The organism is Polaribacter dokdonensis, from assembly GCF_024362345.1.
GTDB lineage: Bacteria > Bacteroidota > Bacteroidia > Flavobacteriales > Flavobacteriaceae > Polaribacter > Polaribacter dokdonensis.
Map to the genome: position 1 here is coordinate 1534823 of NZ_CP101505.1, position 18412 is coordinate 1553234.

The 18412-nt window shown below is 30.8% G+C and carries 11 protein-coding genes, 1 pseudogene and 1 riboswitch; of the genes and pseudogenes, 6 read left to right on the forward strand and 6 right to left on the reverse strand.

Going from position 1 to position 18412, the window contains the following annotated elements:
- Positions 1-24: 24 nt before the first annotated feature.
- Positions 25-1299, reverse strand: coding sequence for an O-acetylhomoserine aminocarboxypropyltransferase/cysteine synthase family protein (locus LPB302_RS06855; RefSeq protein ID WP_053974266.1), 1275 nt, complete (start codon positions 1297-1299; stop codon positions 25-27).
- A 125-nt stretch (positions 1300-1424) separates the two neighbouring features.
- A riboswitch (SAM riboswitch) is annotated at positions 1425-1542 on the reverse strand.
- Between the two features lie 363 nt (positions 1543-1905).
- Between LPB302_RS06855 and metK the strand changes: the two genes are divergently transcribed.
- A complete protein-coding gene (gene metK / locus LPB302_RS06860) occupies positions 1906-3162 on the forward strand; it encodes a methionine adenosyltransferase (protein ID WP_053974265.1) in 1257 nt (418 codons plus the stop codon).
- A gap of 151 nt (positions 3163-3313) precedes the next feature.
- Positions 3314-5809, forward strand: coding sequence for a zinc-dependent metalloprotease (locus tag LPB302_RS06865; protein ID WP_053974264.1), 2496 nt, complete (start codon positions 3314-3316; stop codon positions 5807-5809).
- A 62-nt stretch (positions 5810-5871) separates the two neighbouring features.
- Here the strand turns inward: LPB302_RS06865 and LPB302_RS06870 are convergent, their stop codons facing one another.
- The 4 genes and pseudogenes from LPB302_RS06870 to LPB302_RS06885 form a co-directional block, all read right to left on the reverse strand.
- A complete protein-coding gene (locus LPB302_RS06870) occupies positions 5872-6426 on the reverse strand; it encodes a thioredoxin family protein (protein ID WP_053974263.1) in 555 nt (184 codons plus the stop codon).
- An 11-nt stretch (positions 6427-6437) separates the two neighbouring features.
- Positions 6438-7655 (reverse strand): BaiN/RdsA family NAD(P)/FAD-dependent oxidoreductase, encoded by a 1218-nt coding sequence (locus tag LPB302_RS06875; RefSeq protein ID WP_053974262.1) that lies wholly within the window; start codon positions 7653-7655, stop codon positions 6438-6440.
- The gene (locus LPB302_RS06880) at positions 7652-8578 is read right to left on the reverse strand and encodes a GYDIA family GHMP kinase (RefSeq protein WP_053974261.1); all 927 of its coding nucleotides are present in this window, start codon (positions 8576-8578) and stop codon (positions 7652-7654) included. The genes LPB302_RS06875 and LPB302_RS06880 overlap by 4 nt, the downstream gene beginning before the upstream one ends.
- 464 nt (positions 8579-9042) lie before the next feature.
- A pseudogene (locus tag LPB302_RS06885) lies at positions 9043-10311 on the reverse strand (hydroxymethylglutaryl-CoA reductase, degradative); the annotation flags it as partial.
- Positions 10312-10454: 143 nt separating this feature from the next.
- Between LPB302_RS06885 and LPB302_RS06890 the strand changes: the two are divergent.
- From LPB302_RS06890 to LPB302_RS06905, 4 genes are all read left to right on the forward strand, one after another.
- Positions 10455-12674 (forward strand): S9 family peptidase, encoded by a 2220-nt coding sequence (locus LPB302_RS06890; protein ID WP_053974259.1) that lies wholly within the window; start codon positions 10455-10457, stop codon positions 12672-12674.
- Positions 12675-12676: 2 nt separating this feature from the next.
- Positions 12677-14185 (forward strand): peptide MFS transporter, encoded by a 1509-nt coding sequence (locus LPB302_RS06895; RefSeq protein ID WP_053974258.1) that lies wholly within the window; start codon positions 12677-12679, stop codon positions 14183-14185.
- 69 nt (positions 14186-14254) lie between these two features.
- Positions 14255-15817, forward strand: coding sequence for a peptide MFS transporter (locus tag LPB302_RS06900; protein WP_053974257.1), 1563 nt, complete (start codon positions 14255-14257; stop codon positions 15815-15817).
- 36 nt (positions 15818-15853) lie between these two features.
- The gene (locus LPB302_RS06905) at positions 15854-16378 is read left to right on the forward strand and encodes a thioredoxin family protein (protein WP_053974256.1); all 525 of its coding nucleotides are present in this window, start codon (positions 15854-15856) and stop codon (positions 16376-16378) included.
- Here the strand turns inward: LPB302_RS06905 and LPB302_RS06910 are convergent.
- Positions 16375-18390 carry a ComEC/Rec2 family competence protein gene (locus tag LPB302_RS06910; protein ID WP_053974255.1) on the reverse strand — a complete coding sequence of 672 codons (2016 nt, stop codon included), beginning with the start codon at positions 18388-18390 and terminating at the stop codon, positions 16375-16377. The genes LPB302_RS06905 and LPB302_RS06910 overlap by 4 nt on opposite strands.
- Between the last annotated feature and the right edge of the window lie 22 nt (positions 18391-18412).

An 18412-nucleotide genomic window follows, 5' to 3' on the forward strand; every position in this document is an offset into this window, starting at 1 on the left:
GAAAACCTTCTAAGAAATAAACATTTATATTTCTGAAAAAGCCGCTTTTAAATCTGCTTTTAAATCTTCTAAATCTTCTATACCAACAGATAAACGTATTAAATCTTGCGAAACACCTGCTCCTTCTTGAGCAACTTCATCTAATTGCTGATGAGTAGTACTTGCTGGATGAATAATTAGTGATTTAGTATCTCCAATATTAGCCAGTAAAGAAAATACTTTTGTTTTATCTGCAATGGTTTTTGCAGCTTCGTAACCTCCTTTATGACCAAAAGTTACAATTCCACTTTGACCTTTAGGTAAATACTTTTTTGCTAACTCATTATATTTATTGCTCTTTAAACCTGGATAATTTACCCAAGCAACTTCTTCTTGCTCTTCTAACCAAGTTGCAAGTGCTAATGCATTTTCTGAATGTTGTTTAATTCTAACAGGTAATGTTTCTAAACCTTGTATTATATTGAATGCATTTGTAGGACTTAATGCTCCTCCAAAATCACGTAATCCTTCTAAAATTAGTTTAAACGTATAAGATGCTGCACCTAAAACTTCATAATATTTTAAACCATGGTAACCTGCTGAAGGCTCTGTAAATTCTGGAAATTTACCATTTGCCCAATTAAAGGTTCCTCCATCAATTATTGCACCCCCTAAAGATGTTCCTTGACCACCAATATATTTCGTTAGTGAATGAATTACAATGTTAGCTCCATGTTTAATTGGGTTTAATAAAGCTGGTGTAGCTACAGTATTATCTACAATAAAAGGAACTTCTGCAGCTTTAGAATGCTCAGCTATTGCCTCTAAATCTAATACATCTAACTTAGGATTTCCTAAAGATTCTACAAAAAATGCTCTTGTATTTTCTTGCACAGCTGCTGCAAAATTATCAGGATTAGAAGCATCTACAAATGTGGTAGTAATGCCAAACCTAGGCAATGTTACATTTAATAAATTAAACGTTCCTCCATACAAACTGCTAGAAGCAACAATATGATCACCAGCTTTTAATAATGTTAATAAACCTGTAGAAATTGCTGATGTTCCAGAAGCAAAAACAACTGCTCCTATTCCACCTTCTACAGCTGCCAAACGTTCTTGTAAAATTTGATTTGTTGGGTTGTTTAACCTTGTGTAAATAAAACCTAATTCTGCTAAGGAGAATAAGTTTGCTGCATGATCTGAATCATTAAAAACATAAGATGATGTTTGATAAATAGGAACAGCTCTTGCTCCTCCATTAGATTTTACATCATGACCTGCGTGCAACGCATTTGTTGCTAATTTGTGAGTACTCATTTTTCTATTTTTTTGAGTTAATAAATAATTAAAACAAAAGTCAAAAAGCATCAATTTTTGTTGATGTGTTTACTAGAAAAATGTTATTAAGAAAATAGAATGTTCAAGGAATTGAACATTCATTTTTGTTATCTATCCTTTTAAATTAATGCATTTAAAAGAGTAGAATTTAGCACCTTCTTTATTTCTAAAGGGTTGCTAAGGCTTCAAAGGGTCTAATCCCTCCACCTTTCTTGATAACATTTCAATAAGTTATTGAACTTTGCGAGTACAAATATTGCAATAGAAAAAGTTAACATCCAAATAAAAAGCACTAATTTTTTTAAAATGTATCAATTTCATAAAATTTTGAATCTTAAATTCTCGATTCTTTAAAAATGATCTTAATATCCTGTTAAAAATGATTTATTGATGATGTCATTACAAATAATTATAGTGCTAAATTGATTATATCTAAATTTATGATGTATTTTTGCACTATAATTAGAGGAAAAATTTGAACTGATTGCAACCTCATTAAAAAAATGCTAAAGCAGTAATTCTATACTCCTTTTAGCTTCCTGCAATCTTTCTCGAATTTTTTAAATCAATAAAAAGAAGAGTATTATGTCATATTTATTTACCTCAGAAAGTGTTTCTGAAGGACATCCAGATAAAGTTGCAGATCAAATTTCAGATGCATTAATCGATAATTTTTTAGCATTTGATAAATCTAGTAAAGTAGCTTGTGAAACTTTGGTTACTACTGGTCAAGTAATTTTAGCTGGTGAAGTAAAATCGAATACATATTTAGATGTACAACACATTGCAAGAGACGTTATCAATAAAATTGGTTATACAAAAAGTGAGTACATGTTTGATGGGAATTCATGTGGAGTTCTCTCTGCAATTCACGAGCAATCGCCAGACATTAATCAGGGTGTAGATAGATCTAGCCCAGAAGAACAAGGTGCAGGAGATCAAGGTATGATGTTTGGTTATGCCACAGACGAAACTGAAAATTACATGCCTTTGGCTTTAGAATTATCTCACAGATTGTTAAAAGAATTGGCAGAAATTAGAAGAGAAAATTCAGACATTACTTATTTAAGACCAGATGCTAAAAGCCAAGTAACTATTGAGTATTCTGATGATAACATTCCACAGAGAATAGATGCAATTGTAATTTCTACACAACATGATGATTTTGATGCGTCTGAAGAAGTTATGTTGTCAAGAATTAAAAAGGATATTGTAGAGATTTTAATTCCTAGGGTTATTGCAAAATTACCTACTCATATTCAAAAATTGTTTACTGATAATATTACTTATCACATAAATCCAACAGGAATTTTTGTTATTGGTGGTCCTCATGGAGATACAGGTTTAACTGGTCGTAAAATTATTGTGGATACTTATGGAGGAAAAGGTGCTCATGGAGGAGGAGCTTTTTCTGGTAAAGACCCAAGTAAAGTAGACAGATCTGGAGCTTATGCTACAAGACATATTGCAAAAAATTTAGTGGCTGCTGGTTTATGTAAAGAAGTTTTAGTACAAGTTTCTTATGCTATTGGAGTTGCAAAACCAACCAGTATAAATGTTGAAACTTATGGCACTGCAACTGTTGATTTGACTGATGGAGAAATCAGTAAAAAAGTAGAAGAAATTTTCGATATGCGTCCTTATTTTATAGAACAACGTCTAAAATTAAGAACACCTATTTATTCTGATACTGCTGCTTATGGACATATGGGTAGAACTCCAGAAATAAAAACGGTTACTTTCTCAAATCCTATGGGTGAAACTGTTTCTGAAGAAGTAGAAACTTTTACATGGGAAAAACTAGATTATGTAGATAAAATTAAAGAATCTTTTCAACTATAAACGAAGGATTTATTACAATTTAAGACTCTCAATTTTAATAATTGAGAGTCTTTTTTTTGATTAAAATTCTCAGGCTCTCTTTAACATTTATTTAAGAGTTCTTCACTTATGGTTTGCGTAATTTCGAAGACAATTCAAATTAAACATAATCATGACAAAAAAAGTATTCTCGCAATTGGTTCTAATTGCACTTGTTTTTGGCTTTTCTGCAGATGCAAATGCTCAGATTTGGAAAAGAAAAAAGAAGGAAGAACCTAAAAAAGCTGCTCCAAAACCTAAGCCAAAACCTAAAAAAGGAGCTATTCAGCCTTATTCTAAGGTAGTAACAAAAGACATGAAAACAGACGAAGGTTTATTTCATGTGCACTCAAAAGACAACACATTCTTATTCGAAATTCCAGATTCTTTAATGGAAAGAGAAATGCTAATGGTAACACGTATTGCAAAAACTGCAAGTGGCATTGGTTTTGGTGGTGGTAAAGCAAATACACAAGTTTTACGCTGGCAAAGAAAAGACAAGAAAGTTTTATTAAGAATAGTATCTCATAATGTGGTTGCAGACACCATTTTACCCGTTCATGAAGCAGTTGTAAACTCTAACTTTGAGCCAATTTTATATACTTTTCCTATCAAAGCATTTAACAAAGACACTACAGGTGTAGTTATTGATGCTACAAAATTATTAACTGAAGACATTAAGCCTTTAGGTTTTCCTCAGTTTTACAGAACAAGATATAGAGTGTCTAGATTAGACAAGTCTCGTTCTTATACAGAAAGAGTAAGCAGTTACCCTCAAAACATAGAGTTTAGACATGTAAAAACATATTTTGCAGCTAGACCTCCATCTAATGGAAGTGTAGGTTCTATTTCTTTAGAAATGAGCAACTCAATGATTTTATTACCTAAAGTACCTATGAAACGTAGATACTTTGATGAAAGAGTGGGTTGGTTTGCAAGAGGCCAAACTGACTACGGTTTAGCTGATCAAAAAAGTAAAACTGTACAATATTTAGACAGATGGAGATTAGAGGTAAAAGATGAAGATATTGAGAAGTTTAAAAGAGGTGAATTAGTAGAGCCTAAAAAACAGATTGTTTATTATGTAGATAGAGCTACACCAAAAGAATGGGTGCCTTATATTAAGCAAGGTATTGAAGATTGGCAAGTTGCTTTTGAAGCTGCAGGTTTTAAAAATGCAATTATCGCAAAAGATCCACCAAGTAAAGAAGAAGATCCAGATTGGAGCCCAGAAGACGTTCGTTATTCTGTTGTAAGATATTTAGCATCTCCAATTCCAAATGCAAATGGTCCTCACGTAAGTGACCCAAGATCTGGAGAAATCTTAGAATCTGATATTAACTGGTATCATAATGTAATGACATTATTACACAATTGGTACTTTATACAAACTGCTGCTATTAACGAAGAAGCTAGAAGTAACAGTTTCAAAACAGAAATTATGGGACGTTTGGTACAGTTTGTATCTTCTCATGAAGTTGGTCATACCTTAGGTTTACCACACAACATGGGTAGTTCTGTAGCTTATCCTGTAGATTCTTTACGTTCATCTTCTTTTACAGATAAATATGGTACTGCTCCTTCTATTATGGATTATGCACGTTTTAACTACGTTGCTCAACCAGAAGATAAGGGTGTTGCTTTAATGCCAAACATTGGTGTTTACGATAAATATGCAATTTCTTGGGGTTATAGACCAATTTTAGATACAGATGCCAAAGCAGAGAAAGAAACTTTAGATGCTTGGATTATGAAACATGCTGGAGACCCAATGTATAGATTTGGTCATCAACAAGCAGGTGGTGTTGTAGATCCTAGTTCACAAACTGAAGATTTAGGAGACAATGCAATGAAAGCATCTATGTATGGTATTAAAAACTTAAAAAGAATTTTACCTAACTTAGAAAAATGGACTTCAGAAAAAGGACAAAACTACGATGAGTTATCTACAATGTATGGCCAATTATTAGGTCAGTTTAATAGATACATGGGTCATGTTTCTGCTAATGTTGGTGGTGTTTATGAATACTACAAAACATCAGATCAAGAAGGAGCTGTATATACACATGTTGACAAAGCAACTCAGAAAGAGGCTTTAAATTTTGTGATAGACAATCTTTTTGAAACTCCAACTTGGATGTTAGATGAAAACATTTTTAGCAAAATAGAATTTTCTGGAGCTGTTGAAAGAGTTCGTGGCTTACAAGCTAGAACTTTAAACAACATTTTAGATGCTGGTAGAATGGCTAGAATGATTGAAAATGAAACTTTAAATGGTTCTAAAGCGTATACGCTTGTTAACATGATGAGTGATTTAAGAAAAGGAGTTTGGACAGAACTTTATAATGGAGCTTCTATAGATACATATAGAAGAAACTTACAAAGAGCACATTTAGATCGTTTAAACTTTTTATTAAATGAAGCTAAAAACCAAAGAGGTTTCAATAATGGATACCTAAAAAGAAGTGGAATTAACATTAATCAATCTGATGTAAAATCAGTTGCAAGAGGAGAATTAAAGAGAATTCAAAGAGATGCTAGAGCAGCAGCTTCAAGAGGAAATACTTTAAGACGATACCACTTACAAGATGTTGTTGATAGAATTGATATGATTTTAGATCCTAAATAATCTAAAATACAGATAAAAAAAACCTCGCATTTGCGAGGTTTTTTTATGTTATAAATATGGGTTTACTTCCATTTAATTCCACAACCCATGCTCGGTTTTTGATTTTTGACAGGTTCTTCCCCTTCTAAAAGATTATTTATAGCATTTCTAATATCTTGCCCATTTAAAGGTGCTGAATTACCTGGTCTTGAATCATCTAATTGTCCATGATAAATTGCTTTTAAATCTGCATCAAAAACATAAAAATCAGGTGTGCAAGCAGCATCATAAGCTTGGGCTACTTCTTGAGTTTCATCAAATAAATAAGGAAAAGGATAGTTTAAGTTCTCTGCTACCTCTTTCATAAATTTAGGAGCATCTTGAGGATAATTTTCTATTTCATTAGAACTTATTGCAATAAAATTAATTCCATTTTTTTGAAACTCATTTGCCATTTTAACCAGCTCAGAATTCACGTGAATTACAAACGGACAATGATTACAAATAAACATAATAACAGTTCCTTTACTTCCTTTTAATTGATGCAAAGTATATTCCTTATCATCAATAGTATTGATAAGATTAAAATCTGGAGCTTTAGTTCCTAACTTAAATTCGTTTGATTCTGTTAGTGCCATTTTTTAAAATTTTAATTATTAATTTCTGCTAAAGCATTCGCACAAATATAGCCACCTGTCCAAGCATTCTGAAAATTAAATCCACCTGTTACAGCATCAATATTTAGAACTTCACCAACAAAAAATAAATTTTCATGTTGTTTACTTTCAAAACGCTTAAAATTTATTTCTTTTAAATCTACTCCTCCAGCTGTTACAAATTCATCTTTAAAAGTAGTTCTACCATTTGCATTGTAAATACCTTTTGTAAGTTCTGTTGCTAATTTTTCTAATTGAATGTTTTTTAAATCTGCCCAATTCTGATTTTTACTAATTCCAGAAAATAGCACAAAACGTTCCCATAATCTTTTAGAAATTTCAGTAAAAGGTGATTTTAAAATCACTGTTTTTCGAGGTTCTTTCTTTTTTAGATTTAAAAGTACATTCAATACTTTATCAGTAGATCTAGATAGCCAATTTACCTCAACATTGTATTGGTAATTTTTATCAGCCAAAATTCGTGCACCAAAAGCGGATAATTTTAAAACGGCTGGCCCACTCATTCCCCAATGTGTAATTAATAAAGGACCAGAAGCCTCCAACTTTGTACCAACAATAGTTACAGTTGCATTTGGTACAGATGTTCCTAATAAATCTACTAATCTTTTATCGTTAATATTAAAAGTAAATAAAGAAGGTACAGGATTTATTATGGTATGATCTAAAGTTTTACAAAGTTCCCATACTTTTTTAGAACTACCAGCTGCAACTACAACTTTATCTGCAATAAAATCTTGTTGTTTGGTGTTAATAACCCATTGTTTATCTTGTTGATAAACAGAATTCACACCATGGTTTGTTAACACTTTAATTTTTAACTTATCAACAGCTTTTTGAAAGCAATCAATTATAGCTTGACTAGTATTGGCTTCTGGAAAAACTCGATTATCACTTTCAATTTTTAATGGCACACCTTTGTTTTCAAACCACTCAAAAGTATCACCAGTCATAAACTGATGAAAAGGTCCTAGCAACTCTTTTTTTCCTCTTGGATAAAACTCTATTAGTTCTTTGGGTGTAAAACAAGCGTGGGTAACATTACATCTTCCTCCTCCAGAAATCTTAACTTTCTGTAAAACATCTTTTCCTTTCTCTAGAATTGTAATATCTAAGTTTGGATTATTTTCCTTCGCATTTATGGCTGTAAAATAGCCTGCTGCTCCACCTCCAATTATTATTACATTGTTCATAGAATCATTTCTGAATAGGTAAGAATTGTTTCAAATCCTTTATTTTTAAAATAACTAGTTGTTTCTTTGGTTCCTGTTGCTAAAATAAAATCTCCACCCCAAGCACCTAAACTTTTAATTGCACCAAAATAATCTGGAAACAACTTTTCTTTAACTGGGTGCAATTTTATTATCGAGCTTATAATTTGTTCGTGTTCTGTTATTAAATTATTGAAATTATCTAAAGAAGTTACTGTAGTGAACTCTTCTGAAATTTCTGAAATTCTTTTAATTTCTTCGCTAAAGTCTTTATTACTTTCTCTATACTTAGCAATACCCTCTTTAGAATCTTGCTTCTGATTTAGATATACAAAGTATAAATTATCTTTAAAGGTAGGATTGAACTCTACAACCTCTACCTTCGGATTTTGCGCTTTAATTTGATAAAAAATAGGTGTATCATTTTGAGCACAAGCAATATCATAACCACTACCTTTAAATGAATTCCATAATAACTTAAAAGCATCTACTTTAGCCCAACTTGCTATAGAATTTATTAAAGTTGATGAACTACCCAAACCCCAATTTCTAGGAAAATTTAATTCAGTTTTTACCACAAAACCATGCTCTTCCTTCAGAAAATCTGGATTTAACCTTTTTGCCTCAGTTAAAATATCTAACAAAGTCTCTGCTATAAACTCTGCACTGCCTTCTTTATCTGAATTAAATGTACAATTTACCAAACGTAATTTAGGCAAATCAAAAACTGCCTCAAACCAACATTCGCCTGTATTTGTAAAGCTTGCCCAAATTAATCGTGGTTCTTTTATTTTTTCTATCCTTAAATCTTGCCCAAACTTTGTAGGTAAAGCCAAGGATTTAGCGCCATCTAAAACCAGGTATTCTCCTGTAAGTAACAATTTTCCATTAGAATAATAATTCATTACAATAAATCGAATTGTTTAAAATGATGTGTAAAATGTTTTACTTGAAATTTTTTCCAGTATTCAAAATTTAGTTCTCCAAAGAAAGGATGAACTACGGTTCTATCTTCTTCTTTTTTAAATACCATTACAAATTGTTGCACTTGATAATCTAAATCATCTATAGCTTCTTTTATAGAGTTGAATTTTAATTCAGCTGGTCCATCTGATAAATACGATGCTCTAAAGCCCATTTGCAATTCATTTTCTGAATCTAAGAAAGGTTTTCTTCTTGCGCTTTTTTCATCGGTTACAAAAACATCTATGTTCCAATTACCATTTGCAATTTGAGTTATTGCACTTAGATGCTCAATCATTTGCTGAGCGTTCATTTGCCCAAAAACGGGTTTAGAATCTTTGTTTAATTTAGACAATGTAGTTCTTACTTCATTAAAATTTAAAAAATTAACCCAATTTACCTTTGGTTTTCTAAGTGCTTTTATTTTTTCTACAACTGCAGAATGAGAAACTGTTCTTTCTTCAAAATACTTTTCTACAATTTGTTTTTCTTTATCTGTAGCATCAAACTGATTTAGTATGTTTTGCAAGTGCATTTTCATATGTCCATGCTGAATACCTTTTGTAGTTAAGGCTCTTAAAGCTGCATAATTTTGTGCTAAACCTGCTGCTGCCATAATTTGCATTAAAACTCTTGCTGATGGTTTTTGCAACATTTCTAAAGATAATTTAGCCATTGGATGTAAAGCTGTTAAGCCACCAACAGTACCCAATGCTAAAGGTAATTCTATCCAAAATTTAAAAATTCCATCATCAATAGAACAGTGAGATAAACTTGAATAAGAACCACTTCTGGAAGCGTATGCATGTGCACCAGCTTCAACAGCTCTAAAATCGTTACCAGTTGCTAAAACTACAGCATCTACTCCATTCATTATTCCTTTATTATGGGTAACAGCTCTGTAAGGTTCAATTTCTGCAATTTCTACTGCTTGCTTAAATTTTTCTGCAAATTTCTGAGGATCATCACCTCCTAAATCTTCTATTTTACAGCTAACTTCTGCTCTTACCAAACATTCAGGAACGTAATTAGATAAAATACTCATTACAATCTCTATATCTTCATTTTCGAACTGTTTAGCAATTGCTTCTAAGCAAGAGTTTATAAAGTTTGCACCCATAGAATCTTTGGTTTCGAAGGTGACATGTAATTGATAATAGTTGGCAAGTTTATCTGTTTTATCAACCAATGCAATATCTAAAATACCTCCACCTCTTTTTTCCATATTTTTTGTTATGGAAGCTGTAGCTGCATATAGTTCTGTTTTATTCTTATTAAAGTAATTATGAAGTTCTTCTTTTTTACCTGCGTACATAAAATGTACCTGACCAATTTTAGTGGTACCTAAAACCTTGGTTTTAAAACCACCTCTTGTACTCCAAAATTTTGCAACTTTAGAGGCTGCAGCAACTACAGAACTCTCTTCTACAACCATTGGTATTACATAAGTTCTATCATTAATTAAGAAATTAGGAGCTACACCAAAAGGCATGTAAAAGTTAGAAATTGTATTTTCTATAAAATCATCATGCAATTCTTGAAGATTGGTATTCGCATTCCAATATTGCTTAATTGTTGCAATAGATTCAGATTGATTTGGAAAGTAATTTTCTGTTAACCAATCAATTTTTTCTTCTTTGGTTAGTTTGGAAAAACCAGATATAATTTTGCTCATTTATGCAGATATAAACTATGTTCAACAAATATAAATCAATCTTCGATAACAATGTAGAATAATCAAGATTTCTGATTTTTTAGGATATTTTTTGCTGATTTTTCCGTAAACTTGGCAAACTTTTATCAAAAACAAAGTCTGTAATGAAAAAATCAATCATTTTAGCAGCCCTAACTCTCTTCATAGGTTGTACAAATAATAAATCTGAAACCGCAAAAAACACTTCTACAGGAACCAAAGAAATTACACTCGAAGAAATTTGGGATGGTACTTTTTCTGCAGAAAGAATGAATGCACTTAATTCTATGAATGGTGATTTTTATTCTCTTTTAAATAGAGATGAAAATGGCAATACTTCAGTAGATAAATATAGTTATAGTACACTTGAAAAAGTTGAAACTATTGTTAGCAGTGCTGATTTAAAAGATTTAGATGGTTTTTCTTCTTATACGTTTAATGACGATGAAACCAAACTAATTTTAGGTACGCAATTCAAAAAAATATTTAGACGCTCTTTTAGTGGTACATTCTATGCCTATGATGTAGCTTCTAAAAAACTAAGCTTAATTGGTAAAGACATTCAAGAGCCATTATTTTCACCTGACAATAAAAAAGTGGCTTATGCAAAAGGAAACAATATTTATATAAAAGATTTTTCGAAAAACTCTTTAATTCAAGTTACTAAAGATGGTAAAAAGAATAGTATTATTAACGGAATTACAGATTGGGTTTACGAAGAAGAATTTGGATTTGTAAGAGCTTTTGAATGGAGTAAAAACAGCAGATATTTGGCATTTTTAAGATTTGATGAATCTGATGTACCTACTTTTTCTATGGATATTGTTGGCAAAGAATTGTACCCAGATCAGCAAGTATTTAAATATCCTAAAGCAGGAGAAAAGAATGCAGATGTTACTTTACATATGTATACGTTAACAAATAGAACTACCAAAAAAATTAGTTTAGGAGATTATGAATATATTCCTAGAATTAAATGGTCTAACAATGATGCTATTTTAATTGCTACTACTCTTAATCGTTATCAAAATAACTTAAAACTTCATAAAGTTAATGCGCTAAGAAGTTCATCAACAGTATTGTTAAACGAAACTGATAAAGCATACATAGATATTACAGACAATTTAACTTTCTTAACAGATAATTCTTTTATCTGGACAAGTGAAAGAGATGGTTTTAATCATATTTATCATTATGATTTTAATGGAAACTTAATCAATCAAATTACAAAAGGAGATTGGGAAGTAACCAATTACTATGGTTTTAACCCAACTAAAAAAACCATTTATTATCAGTCTGTAGAAAACGGTTCTACAAATAGAGGCGTTTATTCTATTGGTTTAGATGGACAAAACAAAAAATTACTAAGTAATAAGGTTGGACAAAATTCAGCCGCATTTAGTACCAATCTTAATTACTTTATCAATACATTTTCAACTTCAGAAATTCCACCAATTTACAGTTTATACTCTGCAGAAGGAGAAATGCTAAAAGTGGTAAAAGACAATGCTGAGTTGAAAGAGCAATTGGCAGACTATAAAATGAGTCCTAAAGAATTTTCTACCATAAATATTAATGGTAATGATTTAAATATGTGGATGATTAAACCTGTTGATTTTGATAAAAACAAAGCTTACCCAATGTTAATGTTTCAATACTCAGGTCCAGGTTCTCAACAAGTGGCTAATAGATGGAATGGAACTAATGACTATTGGCACAACATGCTTGCGCAAAAAGGGATGATTGTTGTTTGTATAGATGGTAGAGGAACAGGTTTAAAAGGTGCTGACTTTAAAAAGGTAACTCAAAAAGAATTGGGTAAATTTGAAGTAGAAGATCAAATAGCAGCAGCTAAAAAATTGGCTGAGCGTTCTTATATAGACAAAGACAATATTGGTATTTGGGGATGGTCTTTTGGAGGCTTTATGAGTACAAACGCCTTATTAAAAGGTAGTGATATTTTTTCTACTGCAATTGCTGTAGCTCCTGTTACTTCTTGGCGTTTTTACGACACTGTTTACACAGAACGTTACATGCAAACTCCACAAGAAAATGCTAGTGGTTATGATGAAAACTCACCTATTAATTACGCAGATAAATTAGAGGGTAATTACTTATTAGTTCATGGTACAGGAGATGATAATGTTCATGTACAAAACTCAATGAGAATGATAAATGCATTAATTGAAGCCAATAAGCAATTTGATATGTTTATAGTTCCAGATAGAACTCATGGTATTTATAAAGGCGCAAATACAAGATTGAATTTATATACTAAAATGACCAATTTTGTAGAAGAACATTTAATAGAAAAATCAAACAAAACAACTGAAATAAAAGGATAATTATGTTAGATAAAGGAGTTAGTACAGCTACAGAAGAACCACAAATGTTTGGGCATCCAAAAGGATTGTTCTATTTATTCTTTGCAGAATTATGGGAGCGTTTTAGTTTCTATGGAATGAGAGCGTTATTAACGCTTTACATGGTAAATGAAATTTTTAAAGCAATTGCAGAAAGAGATACAGCTACAGCAATTGTATATGCCTCTTATGGTTCTTTAGTATATGCATCAACTGTTATTGGAGGTCAAATTTCTGATAAAATATTAGGTATGCGTTCTTCCATTTTTCTTGGAGGTATACTAATGGCTTTAGGACATTTTGTTTTAGCCATTGAAAACGATACTGCTTTCTTTCTAGCATTAGCTTTAATCGTGGTTGGTAATGGTTTCTTTAAACCTAATATATCCACCTTTGTTGGCGCTCTTTATAAAGAAGGAGATGTAAGAAAAGATTCTGGTTTTACCATATTTTATATGGGTATTAATATTGGAGGTTTTGTTGCACCATTATTGTGTGGTTGGTTAGCCTTAGAATATGGTTATCACTATGGATTTGGTTTAGCTGGTATAGGAATGATGGCTGGTTTAATTTTCTTTTGGAGTGGAATAAAAAAGAATGTTTTTGGTGATAAAGGAATGCCTCCAAGCCAAGAAATCTATGAAAAGAAAATAATCGGAGTTCCTCAAAAAACATTAATTCCAATTATTGCATTTTTATTTGTACCAGTTATTGCTTATTTGTTAGCTTCTTGGCAACAAAATTATGTAAGTGGAATATTTAAATTTATTGGATTTGCAGTATTAGCGTATTTAGTTTACATCATGGTTAAATTAGATTCTGATGCTCGTAAAAAACTAATTATGGCTGTATTAATTACATTTTTCATGACGCTTTTCTGGGGTTTCCATGAATTGTCAGGAAGTGTAATTACGCTTTTTGCATCTAGAAATGTAGATTTAGCAGGTATTATGAGTGCAGCTCAAACCAATGCATTAAACTCAATGTTTATTATTGTATTAGCAATTCCTATTTCTTTATTATGGGGTTATTTAGCTAAAAAAGGATTAAACCCAAGAACACCTTATAAATTTGGATTAGGTTTACTTTTTGCAGGTTTATGTTTTTACATCTTGTCTATTTCTGGTGCAAGTGCAGACGAAAATGGTTTAGTACCTTTTGTTTATTTATTAGTAATGTATTTTATTTTATCAATTGGAGAGTTATTTATGTCTCCTGTTGGTTTATCAAAAATTACAGATTTATCACCTAAAAACATTGTAGCATTTATGATGGGGGTTTGGTTCTTATCATCAGCTTTTGCTTTTCAAATAGTAGGATTTATTGGAGAGCAATTGGCCATTGAAAGTACAGACAAAAATGTAGGTGGTTTAGAAACCTTAACTATCTATACAGATGGTTTTCATTTAATAGCCATGTATGCTTTAGGTGCAGGTGCAATAGTCTTATTGTTCTCTCCTTTAATGAAAAAATTATTAGGTAACGTTCATTAATCAAAAAATATCATTCAAGCCTCATAAACTAAAATTTATGAGATTTTTTGTTTTCTAAAACTACCATTTATGAATACTGCATCAACCAAAGAATTCAGTTTACTAAATCATAAACCAGCATTGTTTGTGCTATTTTTCACAGAAATGTGGGAACGTTTTTCCTATTATGGAATGCGTGCCATTTTTGTATTATTTCTTACAGATTCTTTTGCTGATGGTGGTTGGGAATGGTCTAGAGAAAGAGCTTTAGGTCTATTAGCCATCTATACAAGTTCTGTATATATAACACCTTTAATTGGTGGTATTATTGCAGATAAACTATTGGGTTATCAAAAAGCAGTTGCTCTTGGTGCTTTGGTAATGACAATAGGTCATGCATCTATGGCTTTAGAAACAGAAACAACACTTTACTTAGGTATTGCCTTTCTAATTATTGGAAATGGTTTATTTAAACCCAATGTTACTTCTATGGTAAGTGGTTTGTATGACCAATATCCAGAACGTAAAGATGGTGCTTTTACCATTTTTTATATGGGCGTAAATGCTGGTGGATTTCTAGGTGTACTTTTATGTGGTTTCTTAGCAAATAATTTAAGTTATTCTTGGGGATTTGGTTTAGCAGGTATTTTCATGTTTTTAGGAACTTTACAATTTTGGTTTGGCAGAACCATTTTTGGAAATGTAGGTACAGCACCTTCTAAAAAAGTAGATTTAGCAGATGAAGTAGCAACTACAAATCAAAATCTTGTAGACTCTACAAATGAGGAAGCAACAAAAAGAAAAATACAAAATGATAGATATATTGTTGTTGGTTTGTTGGCTTTTTTCACCGTATTTTTTTGGTGGGCTTTTGAGCAAGCTAGTGGTTCTATGAATATTTTTGCAAGAGATTATACTCAGAGAGCTTTAACTGGTGATGCAGCCTTAACATTTAAAATTATTGATGTACTCGTTTCTACAGTTCCACTTTTAATAATATCTTGGGTATTATTAAAACTTTTTGGGCAAACCTTTAAACAAATATCTCTTTCTAATATTGTTTTAGGAATCAGTTTTTTAAGCATTTGGGGATTTGTAATCTGGAAATTATCTATCATCTTTTCATCAGAATCTACAGAAATAGAAGCTTCTTGGTTTTTAATTCTTAATTCCCTATTCATAATTTTCTTAGCTCCTTTATTTTCTAAATGGTGGGAAAGCAAATTTAATCCTTCAGCTGCAGTAAAATTTGGGATAGGTATGATTTTACTAGGTATTGGATTTGGAGCTTTGGCATATGGTTCTAGTGATATTCCTCAAGGAGCAAAAACAGCATCTGTTAGCTTAATTTGGTTAGTATTGGCTTACTTATTTCATACTATGGGTGAATTATGCATTTCTCCTGTAGGTTTATCTTATGTTTCTAAATTAGTCCCTGCTAAAAAGATAGGAATGATGTTTGGTATATGGTATTTGGTAAATGCTGTTGGTAACTTTTTAGCTGCAAAAACAGGTAGTTATATAGACCCAATTGTAGAAAAATATTCCATGTCTTATTTCTTTCTTATTTTTACAATAATTCCTGCTGTTGTTGGTTTAATATTTTTAGTACTAAACCCATTGATTAAAAGATTGATGCATGGAATTCGATAATGAAAATTTTGGCACATCATTTGTAACTTAATAATTATGAAAAAATTACTTGTTTTTATAGCCTTTGTAGCAATCAGTTTTACAGCAAATGCTCAAGAAGAAATTATTTGGTTGTCTTTTGAAAAGGCTATCGAATTAAATAAAGAAAACCCAAAACCTATATTAATAGATGTATATACAGATTGGTGTGGTTATTGCAAAAAAATGGATAAAGAAACCTATGCAAATCCAACAATTGCAGACTATATAAATAAAAATTTCTATGCCATAAAATTAGATGGAGAAGGTAAAGAAGATATTACTTATAAAGGACATACTTTTAAATATAGAAAACAAGGTAAAAGTGGTTTTCATGAATTATCAGCAGCTTTACTAGAAGGTCAATTATCATATCCTTCAACCATATTCATGACAGAGAAAGAACAAATGCTTCAAAAGATTCCTGGGTATTTAAGCTTAGAAAGGTTTGAGAAAATTTTAGCTTATTTCAACACAGAAGCCTATAAAGACCAAGAATGGGCAGATTTTGAAAAGGATTTTAAAAGTAATTTAAAACGTTAATTTTTTAATATAAACGCTCCGTTTATAGAAGTATCATAAAATGGAATATTTAATTTCTCTGAAGTAGCTTTCCACCTTTTTACATAACTTTTATAATTAGAACCATCTGCAATAATTTGCTTAGGTGATAACTCTTTTATGAGACGCTCCAAGTTAATTTTAGGCGATTGTTTTAGAAGAATAATTTGATTTTTAAAATCGCCTATTCTATAAACTCCTAAAGAATCTACCACTAAAACATTCTGATTTCTAAATGTAAAAATATAAGGGATGTTTTCTACTGTATTTACTTTCACATTTTGATTTACCTGATAAGCTGTAATTGCATTTAATTGATTAATAAATGTTGAATCCAAATCATGATGAATACTTAAAGAAGCACCTCTTCTTTCACCAATAATTGTATTTCTAGATTTATGAAATACAATAAACTCATCCTTATTTCTCTTTTGATGTTCTTCATATAAAACAAAACCTTGTAGGACAATAATAGAAATAAGTAAATAAATCAATCTTCTCGGTTTTCTATTTAGGAAAAAATATATCCAAAAAATTATTACTAAATAGATAATAAACATCATTGATAATGACAATGAAATCTCTGTAAATAAAAAATCTTCTTGTTTAGCAATCCAACTCACAAAATTATTCATCAAAGAAATTATCTTGCCATAGAATTTTGCTAGAACTTGAGGCAGGCTGTTTGATAGAGCTAATGTTATAATTAAAATTCCGCCAATTAAAATGAAACCTAAAACAGGCACAATAATTAAGTTTGATAAAATAAAAAGCCCTGGAAATTGATGAAAATAATACAAACTTAAAGGCAAAACACCTACTTGTGCAGCTAATGAAACTGTAGTTAACTGCCAAAATTTATCTATTATCATATATCTAGGTTTCCATAATTTATAAATTTTTGGTTGTAAAATCACAATACCAAAAACAGCTAAATAGCTCATTTGAAAACCTACATCAAAAAGAAATAATGGCTTAAAAACTAACAGAAAAAATAGTGAAGAGATTAATGAAAACAGCACAATATTTTTTCGATTAAAAAACAACCCTATTGCCAAAAATGTAAACATTGTTACTGCTCTAATAACGCTTGCAGATAACCCAGCTATAAAAGCAAATACCCAAAGAAAAATTACAATCAAAACTGTTTTTATAATTTTTCCATTTCTAATTTGCTCTAAAGGCTTTAGTAAAAATGAAAGAATTAATAAAATAATACCTACATGTAAACCAGAAACTGCCAAAATATGAATGGCACCTGCATTTGCATAATCTTCCAATAAATCCTTAGAAATATTTACTCTTTTACCCAACAACAAAGCATTAATTACAGCCAAATCATTAGCTTTAAAATTGTATTTTTTTAATGCCTTTTCTACTTTATTTCTAAATCGATCTGAGTACCCTATTAAAGTGTTTTGTGAGCTTTGATGAATTAGATAATCTTGTTCTTTTAAATAAATCTGTTCTTGTATTCTTTGTTTTTCTAGATATGTTTTATAGTTAAATTGATATGGATTTAATGATTTAGAAATTGATTGAATTTCTAGTTTTGACACTAAAACAGCATCAACATTTAAGATTTTAGTATAATCGCTATTTGAGATATTCAGTAGTATTTTTCCTCTTGTTTTAGTAGAATCAACCTGAATGACCTCAGCTTCAAATTTCTTGTAATACCTGTTTGGTTTTAGAACTTTTGATATTTTTAAGAAGGTTAATTGATGAGCTTCAATATGATTACTGTAATGATTATCATAATTCAAATCATTATTAATATAGACAGATGAAACCCCTATGAAATAGAAAAGAAAAAAACTTATGAGCGTGTTCAGTACCCTATGCTTTATCAGTAAAAAAAGCAAAAGCGTTAAGAACAATAATCCAATTTTTAGAAAACCAAACTGCCAAACTTTAAAATAAAATTGACAAAGGATTCCTAAAATTACGAGCATAGCAAAATGCAAGGGTAAATAGGCAAGTACCTTTTTCATAGCCAATGAAAGATACTAATTT